Raw genomic sequence first — 17,767 nt, 5'->3', positions numbered from 1 at the left:
GCGCCCATGCTGGACACCTCCGCGCGGCTGCTGCGCCTGCTCTCGCTGCTCCAGGCCCACCGCGAGTGGTCGGGCCCCGACCTCGCCCGGCGGCTCGGGGTCACGGCCCGGACCGTGCGCCGTGATGTCGACCGGCTCCGTGAACTCGGCTACCCCGTGAACGCCACTCCCGGCACCGGCGGCGGCTACCGGCTCGGCGCGGGCGCCGAACTGCCCCCGCTGCTGCTGGACGACGAGGAGGCCGTCGCCGTCGCCGTGGGGCTGCGGACCGCGGCCGGTCACGGCATCGAGGGCATCGGCGAGACCTCCGTACGCGCTCTGGCCAAGCTGGAGCAGGTGCTGCCGGACCGGCTGCGGCGGCGGGTGAGCGCGCTCAACGCCTTCACCGTGCCGATGCTGAGGACACCGGGCGCCCGGGCCGACGCCTCCGTCCTCACCGAGCTGGCAGGCGCCTGCCGCGACAACGAGCGGCTCCGCTTCTCCTACCGCGACCACGAGGGCGGTGAATCCCGCCGCTCGGCGGAGCCGCTCCGGCTGGTCTGCACCGAGAACCGCTGGTACCTCGTCGCCTGGGACCTCGACCGGGCCGGCTGGCGCACCTTCCGGGTGGACCGGATCACCCCGGTGCCCCCGCACGGCCCGCGCTTCACCCCGCGCACCCCGCCCGCCGGCGATCTCGCCGAGTATGTCTCCCGGGGGGTCTCCACCCACGCCTACACGGCCCGCGCGGTGCTGCGGCTGGCGCTCCCGGCGCCGGAGGCGGCCCGGTTCGTCGGCCCGGCGGACGGGGTGCTCGAACCGGTCGACGAGCACAGCTGTCTGCTGCGCACGGGCGCGACCAGCATGGACGTCCTGGTCATCCATGTGCTGCTCATGGGCGTCGACTTCGAGGTCGTCGAGCCCCCCGAGCTGACCGAGCACCTCAGGGCCGCCCGGGACCGTCTCTCCCGGGCCCTGGACTGACGGGCCCCGGCGCCGGTGCTCCGGCCCCGCCCGCCCCCGCCCGCGCCAGGGCCGGGAACTCCGGATGGTGCAGATCGAACGCCGGGGACTCCGAGCGGATTCTCGGCAGGGTGCGGAAGTTGTGCCGGGGCGGCGGGCACGAGGTCGCCCATTCGAGCGAGCGTCCGAATCCCCAGGGATCGTCGAGCTCCACTTTCCTGCCGTACTTCGCGGTCTTCCAGACGTTGTAGAGGAACGGCAGGGTCGAGATCCCCAGCAGAAAGGAGCCGATGGTCGAGACGGTGTTGAGCGCGGTGAACCCGTCGGCCGCCAGATAGTCGGCGTACCGCCTCGGCATGCCCTCCGCCCCCAGCCAGTGCTGGACCAGGAATGTGGTGTGGAAGCCGATGAAGAGGGTCCAGAAGTGGATCTTGCCGAGCCGTTCGTCGAGCATTTTCCCGGTGAACTTGGGCCACCAGAAGGAGAAGCCCGCGAAGGTCGCGAAGACCACCGTGCCGAAGACCACGTAGTGGAAGTGGGCCACCACGAAGTACGAGTCGGTGACATGGAAGTCCAGCGGCGGCGAGGCCAGGATCACCCCGGTCAGCCCGCCGAGGAGGAACGACACCAGAAATCCCACGGACCAGAGCATCGGCGTCTCGAAGGAGAGCGATCCCCGGAGCATCGTGCCCGACCAGTTGAAGAACTTCACCCCCGTCGGCACCGCGATCAGAAACGACACGAAGGAGAAGAAGGGCAGCAGCACCGCCCCGGTGGCGAACATGTGGTGGGCCCACACCACCACGGAGAGTCCGGTGATGGCCATGGTCGCGCCCACGAGCGTCAGATAGCCGAAGACCGGCTTGCGGGAGAAGACCGGCAGGATCTCGGTCACGATCCCGAAGAACGGCAGCGCGATGACATAGACCTCCGGGTGACCGAAGAACCAGAACAGATGCTGCCAGAGCAGGGCCCCGCCGCTGGAGGCCTGGAAGACCACCGCCCCGAACCTCCGGTCCGCCTCCAGGACCAGCAGCGCCGCCGCCAGCACCGGGAAGGCGAAGAGCACCAGGATCGAGGTGAAGAGGACGTTCCAGGTGAAGATCGGCAGCCGGAACATCGTCATCCCCGGCGCGCGCATCCCCACGATGGTGGTGATGAAGTTGACCGCGCCGAGGATCGTGCCGAAGCCCGCCAGCGCCAGACCCATGATCCACAGATCCGCGCCGACCCCGGGGGAGCGCTCCGCCGAGTTGAGCGGCGCGTAGGCGAACCAGCCGAAGGACGCCGGGCCGCCCGGGGTGAGCAGCGAGCCGAGGACGATCAGTCCGCCGAGGAGATAGAGCCAGTACGAGAGCGCGTTCAGCCGGGGGAAGGCCACATCCGGAGAGCCGATCTGGAGCGGCATGACCGCATTGGCGAACCCGGCGAAGGCCGGGGTGGCGAAGAGCAGCAGCATGATCGTGCCATGCAGGGTGAACGCCTGGTTGAACTGTTCATTGCTGATGAGCTGAAGTCCGGGGCGGGCCAGTTCGGCGCGCATCAGCAGCGCCATGAGACCGGCGATCAGAAAGAATCCGAACGAGGTGATCAGATAGAGATGTCCGATCTTCTTGTGATCGGTGGTACTGAGCCACTCCACCAGTACGCGCGCCGCCCGCCGTTCCCGTACCGGCTCCCGCCGGACCGTCGCGGACTCGGTCTCCGTACCCATCCCTGCCCCCTCGCCGTGGACCGCCGCCTCGGTTGACCCCGCCCGTTCCCGAGGGGGCCGAGGGGATTCTGTAAGGAAGCCGTGAATTCTTCAGGGTTCGTCGAACGACTCACCGAACGGTGCGCCGAACAGCTCGCCGAACGGGGCGTCAATTCGCCCCCCGGCACTCGGGCCGGTCAAATCCCGGGGGAATTCTGCAACACCGCCGGCGGATGGGGAATTACCGTGCGGAGGGTGTCGGAAGGCTCGTTCGAGTGACGGACTGTGCGCCGGACGCGCGTGGACGACCTGTGACAGAAGCGTGACCGGTGGGAGACGGGAGAACCGTGGGAGGGCATCCGGCCCTCCGCTTCCGTCACCGTCCGCTGCCGCCTACGGTGGGGTGCATGGCATCCACACCCAGCTCAGGAGCCCATCCCGACGACGCCACCGCGGCCTATGTCGGTCTCTCCGCCGAGAGCGCCGAGCGGCGGGCCCGGGAGCACGGCTGGACCACCGTCCGGTCGCTGCCGCCGGGCGCGATCATCACCCTGGAGTATCTGGCGGGCCGGCTGAACTTCGAGGTGAAGGGCGACCGGGTGATCCGCTGCTGGTCCGGCTGAGCGCCCGGGCCGCTGCCCGCTTGCCGCTGCCCGCTTGCCCCCGGCCGCCCGGGCCCGGGCGCAGGGGTCCGGGCGCAGGGGTCCGGGTCCGCTGTCGGGACCACCACGCTGTCGGGACCACACCGCTGTCCGGTCCCGCTGTCCGGTCCCGGGTCCGGACAGCGGTGTGGCCCCGGCCCGGAGGCCGGGGCCACACCGGGGCCTCTGCGCGGAGCGGCGCCGGTCAGCCGCCGCCCGACGGCGCCCGGCCGCCCGACGGGGTGACCGGTGAGCGCTCGGACCGCGCGGAGCGCGGCGCCGGGGGGTTGAGCTGTGAGGGGTTGAGCTGCGCCGATGTCCGGCCGGACGGAACCCCCCGGCCGCCCATGGCGCTCACCGACTCCCGGGCGGGACCGTCGTGGGCCGCCCGCTGGGGCCCGACGGCCGGTGCGAGCCTCGGCCCGCCCGTCGCCACCGGCAGCGAGGCAGCCGGCCGCCGCCGTGCCCGCCACCGCTCGCGCCGCTCCAGAATCCAGGCCTCCGCTCGGCCGATCAGCGGCTCGCACCACGGCAGCCCCAGCAGGATCAGCAGCCCGGCCGCCCAGCCGAGCAGCACATCGCTCAGCCAGTGCGTGCCGATGTAGACGGTGGTCAGCCCCACCCCGAGCGAGACCGTCGCGGAGAGCGCCGACAGATAGCGCCGGGTCTTCGGCGTGGTCGCCAGATAGGCCAGGATTCCCCAGGTCACCACCGCGTTGGCGGTGTGCCCGGACGGAAATATATCGCCGCCGGAGAACAGCTCGGTCGAGCCGATCTCGGTGGCGTAGTGGGGGCCGAGCCGGCCGAGGCCGATCTTGACCGCACCCACGGTGGTGTTGAGCAGCAACAGCGACACGCCGAGTACGAGCAGGGGCCGCAGGGTGTGCTGACGCCAGGAGCGCCAGCCCAGCCAGGCGGCGACCATCACGGCCGTGGGACCGCGCTGGCCGAGCACCACGAAGTAGTCGAGAAAGGCGTGCAGCTCGGGCCACTGCTGATACGGCCGGAACAGCACGATCTTCCAGTCGATGAGCACCAGCCAGGTCGACGCCAGCACGGCGACGACGATGGCGAGATAGAACAGCGACGTCCCGCCGAAGAGGGCGAGGCGAGTCGGGCTCATCCGCGGGATCTCTATCTTCGGCGGTTCCGGCTCTCGGTCCAAGCGGGCGAAGATGTCGGTACGCACCCTATCGACGTTACAGCGAGTGAGTGTGGGCCCAGGTCGATCCAGCGTCTTTGTGATGACGATGTGATGTGGAGTATGTCTCAACCGGGAGGTTTATTCCGGCCCGGCTCGGAAATCCGGGAGGTCATCCGCCCTATTGCTCCGCCACTCGCGCCGAAGGCCCCTTTCCGTGACGAAAATTGACGTTCACCACTCTGCCGTATGAATTCTTTCTCATCTTTGACGGTTCGGCGGGAAGGACCACGGGGCGGTTCGGCGTGTACCCGGCGTGGCGTACGCCACACGCGTCCGGGCGCCGGAGTTCGCGTACGCTGACGGCTCACTCGCCCGTCGATGCCGGACCGCCCTGAGGGACCGTCCCCGTCCCCGGCTGGCCCGCCGAGCGCGAGGGGATCACTGGAGGTATGTGCATGTCAGGGACGACCACCGCCGCGGCACGCCTGCGTGCGGCGGCCGGCGGGGGAAACCGCTGGGTCGTCCTGCTCGTCCTCTGTATCAGTCTGCTGCTCGTGGCGGTGGACGCGACCGTGCTGCACATCGCGGTCCCCGCCGTCACGGAGGATCTGCGCCCCAGCGGTGTCGAGCTGCTCTGGATCGTGGACGCCTATCCGCTGATCTGCGCCGCGCTGCTGATTCTCTTCGGCACCCTCGGCGACCGCGTCGGCCGCCGCCGGGTGCTGCTGCTCGGGTACGGGATCTTCGGCGCGGCCTCCGCGCTGGCCGCCTTCGCCCCCACCCCCGAACTGCTGATCGCCGCCCGCGCCCTGCTCGGCATCGGCGGCGCGATGATCATGCCCGCCACGCTCTCCATACTCCGCACGGTCTTCCCCGACCGGCGGGAGCGGGCGATGGCGATCGGCATCTGGACGGCGGTCGCCGCCGTCGGCGCGGCCACCGGACCGGTGCTGGGCGGACTGCTCATCGAGTACTTCTGGTGGGGCTCGGTCTTTCTGATCAACATCCCGCTGATGGTGGTGATCCTACCGCTCGGCCGCTGGCTGCTGCCGGAGTCCCGGGGCGGTTTCGACGGGCCGTGGGACGTGCTCGGCGCGCTGATGGCCGCGGGCGGCATCCTCGGAGTCGTCCTCGGGGTGAAGCGGCTCGGGGTCGGCCACGGTCCGCTGGACCTCATGACCAGCGGCCCGCTGCTGCTCGGCGCCGTGCTGCTGACCCTCTTCGTCCGGCGGCAGCGGCGCAGGCCCCAGCCGCTGATCGACATCCGGATGTTCTCCGCGCCGGCCTTCTCCACCTCCGTCGGCTGCATCGTCCTCGCCATGCTCGCGCTGGTCGGCCTGGAGCTGATCGCCGTCCAGTACCTCCAGCTGATCCTCGGGCTGAGCCCGCTGGAGACCGGGCTCCGGCTGCTGCCGCTGACCTTCGCCGCGATGGCCGCGGGCGCCACCGGCTCGTACACCCTGCGCCGTGTCGGGCCGCGCCGGATGGTTGCCTGGGGCTTCGTGCTGACCGCGGGCGCCGTGCTGCTGCTGACGCCGATGGGGCAGCAGGACCGGCCGCTGCTCCTCGCCGCCGGATTCGTCCTGCTCGGCTTCGGACTCCAGACGACGCTCTTCGCGGCGTACGAGTCGATGCTCAGCGAGGCTCCGCCGGAGCACGCGGGCGGGGCGGCGGCGATCGGCGAGACCTCCTACCAACTGGGTGCGGGCATGGGGATCGCGCTGCTCGGCAGTGTCATGAACGCGGCCTACGCACCCGCCGTCCAGCGGCTCGGCGGGGTGCCCGACTCCGCCTCGTCCGCCGCCTCCCACTCCCTCGGCGAGGCGTATCAGGTGTCGGACCGCCTCGGCGGTCTGGCGGGCGAGGTGCTGCGGTCCACCGCGCGCGAGTCCTTTGTCACCGGGCTCCACGTCACCCTCATGGTCAGCGCGGGGCTGCTGCTGACCGGCGCGCTCGCCGCGCTGCGGCTGCCGGGTGTCATGGACTGCTCGCCCGACCGCGAGCCCGGCAAGGGCTCCGGGATGTGCCCGCCGCCCCGGCGGGGGGACGCGCCCCGGGCATCCGGGCCCGCCGGCGCCGCCGTCCCGGCGCGCCGGGAGAGCGCGGTCCCGGCGAGCCGGGCGAAGACCGTCCCGGCCGACACCCGCTGACCCCGGGGTCCGTGAGCGGCCCGCACCCGTCGGCCCCCGTGCCCTGGAGCGGCGCACACCCGCCGGCCCCCCGGGCGCGGCGCACCGGCACCGCCCTGGACGGGCGGGCTACCGGACAGTAACGTCTGGGCCCGGCGCTGCTCGTTTTCCGTACGCCCCGCGGAGGTCACGACATGTCAGAACACCCGGAGCCCGCTCGCTTCGACCCGGCCGACCCCCTCGGCATCGACGAACTGCTGACCCCCGAGGACCTCGCCGTCCGGGACACCGTGCGCGGCTGGGCGGCCGGCCGGGTCCTGCCGCACATCGCCGACTGGTACGAGCGGGGCGAACTCCCCGGGCTCCGGGAGCTCGCCCGTGAGCTGGGCGCCATGGGCGCCCTCGGCATGCAGCTGCGGGGGTACGGCTGCGCCGGCGCGAGCGCCGTCCAGTACGGGCTGGCCTGTCTGGAGCTGGAGGCCGCCGACTCCGGCATCCGCTCCCTCGTCTCCGTGCAGGGCTCGCTGGCCATGTACGCGATCCACCGCTTCGGCTCCGAGGAGCACAAGCGCCGGTGGCTGCCGCCCATGGCGGCGGGCGAGACCATCGGCTGCTTCGCCCTCACCGAGCCCGACCACGGCTCCGACCCCGCCGGAATGCGCACCTCCGCCCGGCGCGACGGCTCCGACTGGGTGCTGACGGGCCGCAAGACATGGATCACCAATGGCTCGGTGGCCGGTGTCGCCGTCGTCTGGGCCCGCACCGACGAGGGCATCCGCGGCTTTCTGGTGCCCACCGCGCTGCCCGGCTTCTCCGCCTCCGAGATCACACACAAGTGGTCCCTGCGCGCCAGCGTCACCAGTGAACTGGTCCTGGACGGGGTCCGGCTGCCCGCCGACGCCCTGCTCCCCGGGGCCATCGGGCTGCGCGGCCCGCTGAGCTGTCTCACCCACGCGCGGTACGGGATCGTCTGGGGCGCGATGGGGGCGGCGCGGGCCGCCTTCGAGGCCGCGCTGGAGTACGCCGGCACCCGGGAGCAGTTCGGCAGGCCCATCGCCGGCTTCCAGCTCACCCAGGCCAAACTGGCCGACATGGCCGTGGAGCTGCACAAGGGCCTGCTGCTCGCCCACCATCTGGGGGTGCGGATGGACGCGGGCCGGCTCCGCCCCGAGCAGGTGAGCTTCGGGAAGCTGAACAATGTGAGGGAGGCGCTGGCCATCTGCCGTACCGCGCGCACCGTTCTGGGCGCCAACGGGATCTCGCTGGAGTACCCCGTGATGCGCCACGCGACCAATCTGGAGTCGGTGCTGACCTATGAGGGCACCGTCGAGATGCACCAACTCGTGCTGGGCAAGGCGCTCACCGGTCTGGACGCGTTCCGGTGACGGTGCGGCTCCGGGGGCGGTGACCGGCGAGCACCCTGCTCAGCTCTGGTTGTAGAACCCGTCCTGGGGACCCTGGGGCTCACCGTTGACGACATGGGTGTGTGCGGGGCTGAGCAGGAAGACCCGGGTCGCCACCCGCTCGATGGAGCCGCGCAGACCGAAGGTGAGACCGGCGGCGAAGTCGACCACGCGCTTGGCGTCGCCGGACTCCAGCGCGGTGAGGTTGACGATGACCGGGACACCGTCCCGGAACAGCTCGCCGATGTGCCGGGCGTCCCGGAAGCAGGTGGGCGAGACCGTGGCGATCCGGCGGCTCTCGGCCCGCGCGGATTCGGAGGCGGCGACACGCACCCGGGGGTCGGTGACCCACGCGTCACCCGTCTCGGCAGCACCCTCGGCGTACTCGGCGTACTCGTCGGCGTAGTAGCGCTCGTCGTTGTCCTCGACGAGTCCCAGCCAGGCGCTCGCCTTGCGCACAGATCCCATGGACGCCTCCTTCCACTGTGGTCCGCTCACGAGCGGTCTTTCGTCTTTCCTGTCCCTATCGTCGTCCATCATGCGGATCGCGCGCCAAGTGGATAGCCGCTGAGGCGGGGTTTCGTGACGGGACTGGTGCAGATGATGTGGTGATTCGTCAGCTTTCTTCCCGGGTACCGGGGGTGATCAGCACAAAATATGAAAGTCGGGCCAGACGGGTGATGTCCGGGACGTACGGGTGAACGAACCGGTCGATACGATGCGTCCCGCACAGCTGAACGACTCACGGGGGAAGTGAACGTGTTCGGGATGGTCCGGCCCTGCGGCCACCGGCTCACCGATGGCCTGAAGACCGAGTGGATGGCGCATCTCTGCGGCCTCTGTCTCGCACTCCGCGGCGACCACGGGCAGTTCGCCCGGGTGGTCACCAACTACGACGGCCTGATCATCTCCGTACTGACGGAGGCTCAGACCGGACGCGTCCCCGCCGCCCGGCGCACCGCGGGTCCCTGCCCGCTGCGCGCCCTGCGCACCACGCCCGTCGCCCGCGGCGAGGGGACGCGGCTCGCCGCCGCCGTGTCGCTGGTGCTGGCGTCGGCGAAGGTGCGCGACCATGTCGCCGACCGGGACGGGCTGCTGGCCCGCCGGCCGGTGGCCGCCGCCGCGCGCAGGGTCGCCGCCGGGTGGGACCGGGCCGGGAGCCGGGCGGGCGCGAGGGTCGGCTTCGACACCGCCGTACTGCTCGACGCCGTCGACCGGCAGACCGGCGTCGAGGCGCTCGCCGGGCCCGGCACCTCCCTGCTGACGGTCACCGAGCCCACCGAGACGGCCACCGCCGCCGCCTTCGCCCACACCGCCGTGCTCGCCGGGCGGCCGGAGAACGCCGCGCCGCTCGCCGAGGCCGGCCGGCTCTTCGGCCGGCTCGCCCATCTGCTGGACGCCGTCGAGGACCGGGCCGCCGACGCCGCCGCGGGCGCCTGGAACCCGCTCACGGCCACCGGCACCCCGGTCGCCGAGGCGCGCGGGCTCGCCGACGACGCCGTGCGCGGGGTCCGCCTCGCCCTGCGGGACGCCCGGTTCGCCGACGGCCGGCTGGTGCATGTGCTGCTCGCCCATGAGCCGGCCGAGGCGGTGAACCGCGCCTTCGGGACGGTGGGCTGCGGCCACCGGGGCGAGGCGCGCGAGGATTCCGGCGGTCCGCACCGGCCGGGAGGACCGGGCGCGGGGAGCCCCCACGGCCCGGGCGCCGGCGGCACTCCGTACGGTGGCGCCGGCGGGCCGTACGGCGCGGGCGCGCCCGGTGGGCCCGGTGGTTCCGGCGGCTCCGGGGGCGGCCCGGGGGTGCCGCCCCCGCCGCACCAGCGCCCCGAGCCCCGGGGCTTCCTGGCCGGCTGCGCCGCCTTCACCGGGCTCTTCTGCACCTGCCGGATCTGCTGCGCCAAGGAGTACGAGGGCCCCTGGTCCCGCAAGAGGCGCGAGGGCTGCTGCCGCGCCTGCGACTGCGGGGACTGCTCCGGCTGCGACTGCTGCTGCCCCTGCGACTGAGCGCCCCTCCGGGCCTCCTCGGCGAGGGCCGGCTCAAGCGGTGCCGGGCACCGGTCCGTTCAGTTCCTTCTCGAACGACAGCAGCCCGACCGACTCCGGATCGGCGTCCGGGTCGAAGAGCGGGCGGTAGCCGGAGGCCAGATACAGACCCCTGGCCTCCGGCTGGCGCGGCCCGGTGGTCAGCACGATCCGGCCGTAGCCGCGCCGGGCGGCCTCCGCCTCCAGCACCCGCAGCACCTGACGGCCCAGACCCCGGCGCCGGTGCGCGGAGTCCGTCCAGATCCGCTTCAGCTCCGCCGTCCTGCGGTCGTACCGCCGGTACGCGCCCCCGGCCACCGCCCGCCCCCGCTCCAGCAGCAGCACGAACGCGCCATCGGGCGGGGCGAACTGGGCCGCGGGGCGGCGGGTGAGGTCGGAGCTCTCGCCGTAGCGCCGGCGGTACTCGTCGGAGAGGTCGGTGAGGAGCGGCCGGGCCAGCGGATCGGTGGCCTCCGTGTGCAGCACGGAGAGCCCGGGCGGCACCGGCGGGACATCCGGGGCCGGGGCCGGGACCTCACGGTTCGGGGGGAACACCATACGGACCCTTCGGACGGCGTTATCCGGGCGTGCGGGCGTGCGGGCGGAGCGAGGGGAGTGGTGCGAGTGGTGCGCATCGCGGAGTGCGGTGAGGGCAGGGCCCGTGGTGAGCACGGCGCCCGGAGCGCCAGGGTGCGCACCGGGCCGCGCGGACCTCACCGGAGCGGGGCCGCGCACGGGAATCCGGGGAGCACCGGCGCGACGGGGCCGGACTCGGGGGGATGTGCCGGAAATGCCGGAGAGACAGCGGGTCGGGTCAACAGGAGGCGGACCACACGCGACCGAGGTCGATGTGGGAGCGCCTGACCAGCGACTGCTGTGAAGACATGGCCCAAGTGGAGCAGGCATCCGTTTCCGCGTCAACCGCGCTGAGACATCACGCCCACAGTGTGGACAGCCTTGACAGCGGGCCGTGTTCACCGCCTAGCCTCAGAGGCCGGACCAAGCTGAGGGGCGCGGTCCGCATCGCACCGGCGGCGCCGGTCTGTTCCCGGTGAAGGCAATCCCGTGTTCGATTCCCGAATCCACGGAGCCTTCTCATGGCCGTCCCCACCGACGCCTTTTCCGACTGCCCCACCGCCGCCCCGGACGGCCCCGGCCCGCACGCGCCCCCGGGCCGCTCCGGCCGGCCGGCCCTCGCCGTCATAGGAGCCGGTCCGCGGGGGACCGGCTTCCTGGAGCGGCTCGCGGCCAACGCCCACGAGGTCTACGGCGACCGCCCCCTCGACATCCATCTGATAGACCCCCACCGGCCGGGACCCGGGCGGATCTGGCGCGCCGACCAGTCCCCGCTGCTGTGGATGAACTCCATGGCCGAGGACGTCACCATGTTCACCGACGACACCGTCGCCCTCGACGGGCCGGTGCGCCCCGGCCCCACGCTCGCCGAGTGGGCCACCCTGGACGGCCGCACCTTCGCCGACCGCACCCGCCAGGGCGCCTATCTGCGCTGGGTGTACGAACGGGCCAGGGCCGCCCTCCCGCCCTCGGTCACCGTGCGGGAGCACCGCACCACCGCCCTGCGGATCACCGGCCCGCGCGACGGCACCCAGCGGATCGAGCTGGCCGGGCACGCCGAACCCCTCACCGCCGACGCGGTGCTGCTGACCCTCGGCCATCTCGACGCCGCGCCCGACGACGAACAGCGCGCCCTCACCGCCTTCGCCCGCCGCCACGGCCTGGTCCATCTGCCCCCCGGCTTCACCGCCGACACCGACCTCGGCGCCGTCCCCGCCGGGGAGAACGTCATCGTCCGGGGGATGGGGCTGGCCTTCATCGATCTGATGGTGCTCCTCACCGAGGGCCGCGGCGGCCGGTACGAGAACGGCGCCTACCTCCCGTCCGGCCGGGAGCCGGTCCTGTACGTGGGGTCGCGGCGCGGGGTCCCGTACCACGCGAAGCTCGGCTACCCGCTGCGCGGCGGCGGGCCGCCGCTGCCCCGGTTCCTCGGCCCCGACCGGACCGATGAGCTGCTGCGGCGCGGCCCGCTCGACTTCCGCCGGGACATCTGGCCGCTCGTCGACAAGGAGCTGGGCTTCGCCCACTACCACCGGCTCTTCACCGCGCACCCCGAGCGCACCTCGGGCGGCTGGGCCGCCTTCGAGGAGAAGTACGCCGCCGCCGAGCCGCTCAGCCCCGAACTGCGCGCCCTGGCGGACGCCGCCGTGCCCGACCCCGCCGACCGGTTCGACGCGACGGCCCTGGACCGTCCGCTGCGCGGCCGGCGCTTCCCCTCGCCCGAAGCGCTCCAGCACGGCCTGCGGGCCCATGTGGAGGCCGACCTCGCGCGCAGCCACGACCCCGCGTACAGCCAGGATCTCGCGGTCTTCCTCGGGCTGCTCTCCGTCTACGGACAGCTGATCCGGCTCGGGGACATCGGCGGCTGGTGGCACGGCTGGTTCAGCTTCCTCGCCTCCGGGCCGCCCGCCCCCCGGCTGCGCCAGCTGCTCGCGCTCTCCCGGGCCGGGGTGGTCCGCTTCCTCGGCGCGGAGCTGACCGTCGAGGGGGACGAGGAACGGGGGGTCTTCCGCGCGGGCGGGGCGAGCGTGCCCGGCGCGTGGACCGAGGCGCGGGCGCTGGTCGAGGCCCGGCTGCCCGAGCCGACGGTGACACGGAGCGGGAGCGCCCTGCTGCGCGCGCTCCACCGGGACGGGGCCGCCGCGACCCCGGCCGGGCTGCTCGCCGTGGACCCCCGGGACGGCCGGGTACTGGACCGGTCGGGCGCGCCGCACCCCCGCAGATTCGCGCTCGGCCCGCACACCGACGCCCGCGCCCCCGGAGCCTTCACCCGGCCGCGCACCGGGGGAGCGGCCTTCCGGCAGAACGACGCCACCGCGCGCACTGCCCTCACGCTGCTGCGCGAGCTGTCCCGCCACCCCTCCTGACCGCCCCGCCCCACCCTCCTGCCCCGACGACCGCCCCGCCCCCCTGTCCCGCCACGCTCACGGAACCGCGTGTTCCGGACCCGACCATCCGGAGAGGCCCACCATGTCCGCCACTCGTCCGCTGCATCTGGCCGTCGCTCTCGACGGCCCGGCGCGGTACGGCACCGAGCACTTCGCCGAACTCGCCGGGCTCGCCGAACACGGCGCCCTCGACTTCCTCACCCTCGGCGACTCGTTCGCCCGCCCCGGGCTCGACGCTCTCGCGGTCCTGGCCGCGATCGCGCCCCGCACCCGCCGGATCGGCCTGGTGCCGACCGTCACCACCACCCACACCGAGCCGTTCCACGTCTCCACCTCCCTCGCCACCCTCGACTGGGTCAGCCGGGGCCGGGCCGGCTGGTCCATCGGGGTCTCGGCCACCGAGGCGGAGGCGAGACTCTTCGGCCGCCGGCCCGCCGCGCCCCCGGACGCCCTGTGGCGGGAGGCGGGCGAGGTCGCCGAGGCCGTCGCCCGGCTCTGGGACAGCTGGGAGGACGACGCGGAGATCCGCGACGAGGCCACCGGCCGCTTCATCGACCGGGAGAAGCTGCACCACATCGACTTCTCGGGCTCCTCCTTCTCGGTGCGCGGGCCCTCGATCGTGCCCCGGCCCCCGCAGGGCCGGCCCGTCACCGTCGTGGACCTCACCGGCACCGGCGAGCCGGGCCGCAGGGTCGCCGCGCGGTACGCCGATGTCGTCCTCGTCCGGGCCGGATCGCCCGAGGAGGCGGCGGCCCTGCGGGCCGGGCTCCACCGGGACGCCGCGGCCCTGGGCCGGGACCCGGACCACCTCAGGGTGCTGGTCTCGCTCGCCGTCGACCTCGGGGAGTGCGAGTCGGCCCCGCAGCCGGGGCTGGCCGGGCCGTCCCGCCCGGCCGCCACCGCCTCGTACTTCCGGGGCGGCCCGGTCGACCTCGCCGAGCTGATCACCCGGTGGCAGCGCGGCGGTGCCGCCGACGGCTTCCACCTCGCGCCCATCGCACCCCACCGCGACCTGGAGCGGATCGTCAACGGCACCGTCGCCCTGCTCCAGCACCGCGGAATCGCCCGCACCTTCCACCCCGGCGGCACCCTCCGCGAGCACCTGGGGCTCGCCAGGCCCGCCAACCGGTACGCCGCCACCTCCCGGGGAGCCTCATGAACACCGTCCGGCAACTCCATCTCGCCGCCCACTTCCCGGGCGTCAACTCCACCACCGTCTGGACCGATCCGCGCTCCGGCAGCCAGATCGACTTCTCCTCCTTCGAGCATCTGGCCCGCACCGCCGAGCGCGGTCTCTTCGACTTCTTCTTCCTCGCCGAGGGGCTGCGGCTGCGCGAGCACAAGGGACGCATCCACGACCTCGATGTCGTCGGCCGCCCCGAGTCGATCACCGTGCTCAGCGCCCTCGCGTCCGTCACCGGCCGGCTCGGGCTCGCCGCCACTGTCAACGCCACCTTCAACGAGCCCTACGAACTCGCCCGCAGACTCGCCACCCTGGACCACCTCAGCGCCGGCCGGGCCGGCTGGAACGTGGTCACCTCGTCCGACGCCTTCACCGGCGAGAACTTCCGGCGCGGCGGCTATCTGGACCGGGCCGACCGCTACACCCGTGCCGAGGAGTTCGTCCGCACCGCGCGGGAGCTGTGGGACTCCTGGACCCCGGACGGCGTCCCGCGCCCCTTCGCCCACCGGGGCCGGCACTTCGCCATCGAGGGGGAGTTCACCGTTCCGCGCCCCCCGCAGGGACACCCGGTGATCATCCAGGCCGGGGACTCGCCCGAGGGCCGGGACTTCGCCGCCGCCGCGGCCGATGTGGTCTTCGCCCGGCACCGCACCCTGGAGGAGGGCCGGGTCTTCTACGCCGATGTGAAGTCCCGGCTCGCCGCCCACGGCCGGAGCCCCGACGACCTCAAGATCATGCCCGGGGCGACCTTCGTCCTCGGCGACAGCGACGCCGAGGCCCGTGAACGGGCCGCCGAGATCCGGCGCTTACAGGTCTCCCCGCAGACCGCGATCCTCGCGCTGGAGCAGATCTGGGGCCGGGACCTCTCCGCGTACGATCCCGACGGGCCGCTCCCCGAGATCGATCCCGACCCCGGCACCACCCTGAGCCAGGGGAGGGTGAGCGCCGGTGATCCCCTGGCGGTCGCCGCCCGCTGGCGGGCCCTGTCGGAGGCGAAGGGGCTCTCCATCCGGCAGACCGTCATCGAGACCTCCATCGGGCAGTCGTTCATCGGCACCCCCGCGTCCGTCGCCGCCGAGATGGCCGGGTTCGTCGCCGACCGGGGGGCCGACGGATTCATCCTCGTACCGCATCTGACCCCCGGCGGCCTCGACGAGTTCGTCGACCGGGTGGTGCCGCTGCTCCAGGAGCGCGGTGTCTTCCGCACCCACTACACGGGGACGACGCTCCGGTCCCACCTGGGGCTCGCCGAACCCGTGTGGAATGGTTGACGGCATGACGACGGACGCACAGCGACCAGCAGCCGGAGACGACGAGCGCGGCGGACACGGGCCGAGGAGCTGGCGGAAGTGGCACGAGCGGCGGGTGGAGACCATCTCGGCGCCGTACGGCCCGCTCTCCCTGACCGGCACCCACTGGCTCGACGATTATCCGGACGGGCACATTCCGTCGGTGCCGGGCCGCTGGACCGCGGACGGCGACGAGGTCCGGCTCACCGCGGGCCCCGAGGACGGCCTCACCGTGGACGGCGCCCCCTTCAGCGGCACCGCGAGGCTCCCCGCCGACCACGGCCCCATCCCCGACGCGCCGGTGGCCCACGGGGAGCGCCGGCTGGTGGTGCTGCGCAGGGAGGGGCTCTGGGCGGTGCGCGACTTCGACCCGCACTCCCCGGCGCGGGCCGCCTTCCGGGGCATCGAGGCCACCCCCTACGACCCCCGCTGGGTGCTGCCGGGGCGCTTCACCGCGTATCCGGAACACCGCGGCGTCCGGGTGGAGAACGCGGACGGGCGCGAGCGCGGTCTGAGCCTCGCGGGTGAGGTCGCCTTCGAGCTGGAGGGCGCCGAGCGCACCCTGCGGGTGGCCGTCGAGGACGACGGCTCGCTCTGGGCGGTCTTCACCGACACCACCGGCGGCGACAGCAGCTACCGCTTCCGCTTCCTGCGCCCCGGGGCTCCGGCCGCCGACGGTTCGGTGACCGTGGACCTCAACCGGGCGCAGTTGCCGCCGTGCGCCTTCGTGGACCACTTCATCTGCCCGTTCCCGCCCCCCGGCAACACCCTCCCGGTCCCCGTCCCGGCGGGCGAACGCACGGTACGGACCACTTAGGCCGTCTCTTTCGGATCGTGCCGGGCTCGCGAGCCCCGGTGCCGCGCCCCGCCGCGTTGTCGCCGGTCGCCGGTGCTCCGCGTGGGCTCCCTCCTCCGCCTCGCGATCCACGGCACCGGACCCCGCTCACCGATCCGGCCCGATCCGAAAGAAACTCCCCAGCCGCCCCCGGACACGCCGCCGGCCCCGGGGTGCTCCCCCGGATGGGTCGCTCCGGTGTCTCCGGCGTTCTCCGGGGCCCGGGCAAACCCAGCCCCCCGGTGTCGGGGGGCTGGGGTCCCATCCGGGCCCTTTCGCCCGTGGACCCGCTCCGGTGGCTCCGGTGTTCTCCGGGGCTCGGGTGCCCCTGGCTCTTCCGGTGTTGGGGGGGGCGGGGGTCCGATTCCAGGCTCTTTCGCCCGCGGACCCGCTCCGGTCGCCTCGGTGTCTCCGGGGCCCGGGCAAACGCTTGCCCCGGTCGCCCCGGTCGCCCCGGTCGCCCCGGTCGCCCCGGTCGCCCCGGTGTCTCCGGGGCCCGGGCAAACCCAGCCCCTCCGGCGTTTGAGGAGCGGGGGTTCGGGGGCTGGCCCCCGACATGAGGCCGCACGCTGCGGCAGGGGTGCGCAAGGTGGCCCCTGCCCGCACCCGCACCCGGCCCCGGCCAGGCCCGCCCCGCACCCGCACCCGGCCCCGGCCCGCCCGCCCGCCCCGGGCGCCCCCCGGTGGTGCCGGCCCGCGTACGGAGCACCACCACCACACCGACCGCCTCCCCGCACCGCCCCCCCCCGTGGAGCAGCAGCCCCCCGGCGCGTGCCCCGCGCCCGCACGCGCTCTTGCGTGAGGCGCGGGAGCGGCCGAATACTCCCATAGGTGCTTGCCAGGGGGCCCGGCCCGACTCGGCGGCGACGTGGCGTCCGGCCCTGGTCACCCCCGTGGGTGAGGGCCCGCCGCACGGCCGAGATCCGGGACGGCGGCTCGGCGGGACGCGGGGACGGGGGCGCGGGGACATGAGACGCATCGGGATCACCGGCCACCGGTTCATCCCTCCGGAGGCCCACGGCCACATCCGTTCCGGGCTCCGCTCGGCGCTCGACCGCCAGGGCGCGGCGCTGGAGGCCATCTCCAGTCTCGCGGTCGGCGCGGACCAGATCTTCGCGGACATCGCGCTCTCCTGCGGCGCCGAACTGACCGTGGTCATCCCCAGCGGCGACTACGCGGACGGCTTCACCGAACCGGATGAACTCGCCCGCTTCCAGGAGCTGAGGGGCCGGGCGGCCCGGGAGATCCGGCTCGGCTTCGCGCACTCCACCGACGAGGCGTACTACGCGGCGGGCGCGTACATCGCCGACAACTGCGACCGGCTGCTGGCCGTCTGGGACGGCGCCCCGGCGCGCGGCCTGGGCGGAACGGCCGATATCGTCCGCTACGCCCAGGACCGGGGCACCCCGGTCACCGTCATCTGGCGCGAGGGCCTGGAGCGCCCCTGAGTGCGGCGCCCGGGCCCCGGGCCACCGGCGCCCGCGCGGCCGGAGGCATCCCGGGCCCCGGCGCCCGTACGGCCG

14 protein-coding genes are annotated in these 17,767 nt (G+C 73.7%); 10 read left to right on the top strand and 4 right to left on the bottom strand.

Translation table 11 applies throughout. The features are described from left to right. The first annotated feature begins 6 nt into the window (after window positions 1–6). Window positions 7–963 carry a helix-turn-helix transcriptional regulator gene (locus ACWCRA_RS06485; RefSeq protein WP_451066947.1) on the top strand — a complete coding sequence of 319 codons (957 nt, stop codon included), beginning with the start codon at window positions 7–9 and terminating at the stop codon, window positions 961–963. Here ACWCRA_RS06485 and ctaD read toward each other — a convergent pair. Beyond that, on the bottom strand, window positions 923–2,656 hold the full coding sequence (gene ctaD, locus ACWCRA_RS06480) for an aa3-type cytochrome oxidase subunit I (RefSeq protein ID WP_451066946.1): 1,734 nt from the start codon (window positions 2,654–2,656) through the stop codon (window positions 923–925). The two genes, ACWCRA_RS06485 and ctaD, sit on opposite strands and share 41 nt — an antisense overlap. A gap of 386 nt (window positions 2,657–3,042) precedes the next feature. Between ctaD and ACWCRA_RS06475 the strand changes: the two genes are divergently transcribed. Further along, window positions 3,043–3,258, top strand: a complete 216-nt coding sequence (locus ACWCRA_RS06475; protein WP_351551942.1) for an I78 family peptidase inhibitor — start codon at window positions 3,043–3,045, stop codon at window positions 3,256–3,258. Window positions 3,259–3,481: 223 nt separating this feature from the next. Here ACWCRA_RS06475 and ACWCRA_RS06470 read toward each other — a convergent pair whose 3' ends face one another. Next, window positions 3,482–4,465, bottom strand: coding sequence for a phosphatase PAP2 family protein (locus ACWCRA_RS06470; RefSeq protein WP_351551939.1), 984 nt, complete (start codon window positions 4,463–4,465; stop codon window positions 3,482–3,484). 410 nt (window positions 4,466–4,875) lie between these two features. On the opposite strand from ACWCRA_RS06470, the gene ACWCRA_RS06465 reads away from it, so the two are divergent. After that, on the top strand, window positions 4,876–6,570 hold the full coding sequence (locus ACWCRA_RS06465; RefSeq protein ID WP_351551937.1) for an MFS transporter: 1,695 nt from the start codon (window positions 4,876–4,878) through the stop codon (window positions 6,568–6,570). 173 nt (window positions 6,571–6,743) lie between these two features. After that, window positions 6,744–7,934 carry an acyl-CoA dehydrogenase family protein gene (locus tag ACWCRA_RS06460; RefSeq protein WP_351551934.1) on the top strand — a complete coding sequence of 397 codons (1,191 nt, stop codon included), beginning with the start codon at window positions 6,744–6,746 and terminating at the stop codon, window positions 7,932–7,934. 39 nt (window positions 7,935–7,973) lie between these two features. Here the strand turns inward: ACWCRA_RS06460 and ACWCRA_RS06455 are convergent, their stop codons facing one another. Then, window positions 7,974–8,420 (bottom strand): cell division protein SepF, encoded by a 447-nt coding sequence (locus ACWCRA_RS06455; RefSeq protein ID WP_351551931.1) that lies wholly within the window; start codon window positions 8,418–8,420, stop codon window positions 7,974–7,976. Between the two features lie 291 nt (window positions 8,421–8,711). Between ACWCRA_RS06455 and ACWCRA_RS06450 the strand changes: the two genes are divergently transcribed. Beyond that, complete coding sequence (locus ACWCRA_RS06450) at window positions 8,712–9,956, top strand: DUF5685 family protein (protein WP_451066945.1); 1,245 nt, start codon at window positions 8,712–8,714, stop codon at window positions 9,954–9,956. A gap of 33 nt (window positions 9,957–9,989) precedes the next feature. Here the strand turns inward: ACWCRA_RS06450 and ACWCRA_RS06445 are convergent, their stop codons facing one another. Continuing rightward, a complete protein-coding gene (locus tag ACWCRA_RS06445; protein ID WP_351551925.1) occupies window positions 9,990–10,532 on the bottom strand; it encodes a GNAT family N-acetyltransferase in 543 nt (180 codons plus the stop codon). 539 nt (window positions 10,533–11,071) lie between these two features. Between ACWCRA_RS06445 and ACWCRA_RS06440 the strand changes: the two genes are divergently transcribed. The 5 genes from ACWCRA_RS06440 to ACWCRA_RS06420 all read left to right on the top strand — a co-directional run bounded on the left by ACWCRA_RS06440 (window position 11,072) and on the right by ACWCRA_RS06420 (window position 17,692). Then, complete coding sequence (locus ACWCRA_RS06440) at window positions 11,072–12,916, top strand: FAD/NAD(P)-binding protein (protein WP_351551922.1); 1,845 nt, start codon at window positions 11,072–11,074, stop codon at window positions 12,914–12,916. A gap of 103 nt (window positions 12,917–13,019) precedes the next feature. Further along, window positions 13,020–14,096: an LLM class flavin-dependent oxidoreductase gene (locus tag ACWCRA_RS06435; protein WP_351551919.1), complete on the top strand. Its 1,077-nt coding sequence runs from the start codon at window positions 13,020–13,022 to the stop codon at window positions 14,094–14,096. After that, complete coding sequence (locus ACWCRA_RS06430) at window positions 14,093–15,391, top strand: NtaA/DmoA family FMN-dependent monooxygenase (RefSeq protein ID WP_351551916.1); 1,299 nt, start codon at window positions 14,093–14,095, stop codon at window positions 15,389–15,391. The genes ACWCRA_RS06435 and ACWCRA_RS06430 overlap by 4 nt, the downstream gene beginning before the upstream one ends. Before the next feature lie 4 nt (window positions 15,392–15,395). Beyond that, window positions 15,396–16,226: a DUF1684 domain-containing protein gene (locus tag ACWCRA_RS06425; RefSeq protein ID WP_351551914.1), complete on the top strand. Its 831-nt coding sequence runs from the start codon at window positions 15,396–15,398 to the stop codon at window positions 16,224–16,226. A gap of 986 nt (window positions 16,227–17,212) precedes the next feature. Continuing rightward, window positions 17,213–17,692: a hypothetical protein gene (locus ACWCRA_RS06420; RefSeq protein WP_351551912.1), complete on the top strand. Its 480-nt coding sequence runs from the start codon at window positions 17,213–17,215 to the stop codon at window positions 17,690–17,692. Window positions 17,693–17,767: the final 75 nt, after the last annotated feature.

The organism is Streptomyces sp. NPDC001889 (genome assembly GCF_053594535.1).
Note: the sequence above shows the minus strand (reverse complement) of the source record. Positions and strands in the feature narration are given on the sequence as shown.

Excerpts from the sequence above, each read along its gene's own strand:
- ACWCRA_RS06455 (WP_351551931.1), bottom strand. The coding sequence starts at position 8,420 with ATGGGATCTGTGCGCAAGGCGAGCGCCTGGCTGGGACTCGTCGAGGAC.
- ACWCRA_RS06440 (WP_351551922.1), top strand. The coding sequence starts at position 11,072 with ATGGCCGTCCCCACCGACGCCTTTTCCGACTGCCCCACCGCCGCCCCG.
- ACWCRA_RS06435 (WP_351551919.1), top strand. The coding sequence starts at position 13,020 with ATGTCCGCCACTCGTCCGCTGCATCTGGCCGTCGCTCTCGACGGCCCG.
- ctaD (WP_451066946.1), bottom strand. The coding sequence starts at position 2,656 with ATGGGTACGGAGACCGAGTCCGCGACGGTCCGGCGGGAGCCGGTACGG.
- ACWCRA_RS06465 (WP_351551937.1), top strand. The coding sequence starts at position 4,876 with ATGTCAGGGACGACCACCGCCGCGGCACGCCTGCGTGCGGCGGCCGGC.
- ACWCRA_RS06485 (WP_451066947.1), top strand. The coding sequence starts at position 7 with ATGCTGGACACCTCCGCGCGGCTGCTGCGCCTGCTCTCGCTGCTCCAG.
- ACWCRA_RS06430 (WP_351551916.1), top strand. The coding sequence starts at position 14,093 with ATGAACACCGTCCGGCAACTCCATCTCGCCGCCCACTTCCCGGGCGTC.
- ACWCRA_RS06445 (WP_351551925.1), bottom strand. The coding sequence starts at position 10,532 with ATGGTGTTCCCCCCGAACCGTGAGGTCCCGGCCCCGGCCCCGGATGTC.
- ACWCRA_RS06420 (WP_351551912.1), top strand. The coding sequence starts at position 17,213 with ATGAGACGCATCGGGATCACCGGCCACCGGTTCATCCCTCCGGAGGCC.
- ACWCRA_RS06475 (WP_351551942.1), top strand. The coding sequence starts at position 3,043 with ATGGCATCCACACCCAGCTCAGGAGCCCATCCCGACGACGCCACCGCG.
- ACWCRA_RS06460 (WP_351551934.1), top strand. The coding sequence starts at position 6,744 with ATGTCAGAACACCCGGAGCCCGCTCGCTTCGACCCGGCCGACCCCCTC.
- ACWCRA_RS06425 (WP_351551914.1), top strand. The coding sequence starts at position 15,396 with ATGACGACGGACGCACAGCGACCAGCAGCCGGAGACGACGAGCGCGGC.